Source organism: Sinorhizobium kostiense, assembly GCF_017874595.1.
Classification (GTDB): Bacteria; Pseudomonadota; Alphaproteobacteria; order Rhizobiales; family Rhizobiaceae; genus Sinorhizobium; species Sinorhizobium kostiense.
Window position 1 is genome coordinate 1 of the sequence record NZ_JAGILA010000024.1, and the last position, 1,311, is coordinate 1,311.

The window sequence follows — 1,311 nt, forward strand, 5'->3', positions numbered from 1 at the left end:
TTGGACTAACCCGCTCCGCTACGCCGGAGCGGCAAGGAGGTCAGGTATTCAGTAGGAGCCCCAACTGCGCGAGGATGGGACGGCTGGTTGCAGCCCATTCCATCGGACAGAGGAGCTCATCATGACCCCACTTCGCCAGCGCATGAGCGAAGACATGCAGGTGCGCAATCTTTCGCTCAATACCCAGCACTCGTATCTGCAGCAGGTATCGCTGTTTGCACGACACTTCGGCAAGGCGCCCGACTTGCTCGGTCGCGAGGACAGCCGGACCTATCAGGTCTATCTGGCCAACGAGAAGAAGCTGGCGCCGGGCTCGATCCACATCGCCCTTTCGGCGGTGCGCTTTCTCTTCAATTTGACACTCGAAAGGGATTGGGTGCCGGAAGAGGTCCTCCCGCTTCCCAGGAAGCCACAGAAACTGCCAATCATCCTCAGCCCTGATGAAGTGCAGCAGTTTCTCGGCTGCGTGCTTGATCTTAAACATTCACGCCATCTTGACCACGTGCTATGCGGCCGGTTTGCGCATCTCGGAAGCGGTGCACCTGAAGCCCACGGACATCGACAGCCAGAGAATGGTCGTCCGTGTCGAGCAGGGCAAAGGCCAGAAGGACCGCTATGTGATGCTATCGCCGAAGCTGCTGGAGATCCTGCGAGATTATTGGAGGACGCGGCGGCCAAAGGAGTGGCTCTTCCCCGGCGATCGCGCCGGCCATCCAAGGGATGCGGTCGGGCAAGCTTGCGCGAAAGCGCACGATCTCTCCCGCTTGTCCAAACCGGTGACGCCGCACAGTTTGCGGTACGGCTTCGCCGTCCATCTCCTGGAGGCCGGCGCCGACGTGCGCACCATTCAACTGCTGCTCGGTCACCGCAGTCTTGCAACCACCGCCCATTACCTGCGCATCGCCACCAACAAGGTCTGCGGCACGGCGAGCCCCTTCGAGCTTTTGCCACGTCCAGCGCCCACCCCGCCGCCGCTCGGCAAGCCTCAGTATTTCTGAGCTCCCGATGGTCCGTTCAGGGCCGGAAGTGGCGGATATATTCCGTCGCTACGGTGAGGCCTATCGTGCCCAGCACACATCGCTGTCCACTGCTCAGCGCCGTGTCATGACGGCGATCGAGTTGTGCCGGACTGCTGCCCTCGGCGGCCACGTCGAAGCGTGCGATCAATGCGGCCACCGGCGCATCGCCTTCAACAGCTGCCGCGACAGGCATTGCCCCCGCTGCCAATCGCTGGCCCGAGCGCAATGGCTGGAGGATCGCCGCGCCGAGCTCCTCGACACTCAGTACTTTCACGTCGTCTTCACGCTGCCG

1 protein-coding gene and 1 pseudogene are annotated in these 1,311 nt (G+C 62.2%); both read left to right on the forward strand.

Annotated features, from left to right (window positions below):
- Positions 1-121 precede the first annotated feature (121 nt).
- A pseudogene (locus J2Z31_RS29065) lies at positions 122-998 on the forward strand (tyrosine-type recombinase/integrase).
- Positions 999-1,005: 7 nt separating this feature from the next.
- The coding region (locus tag J2Z31_RS29070; RefSeq protein ID WP_209607218.1) for an IS91 family transposase at positions 1,006-1,311 on the forward strand (306 nt) is incomplete at its 3' end.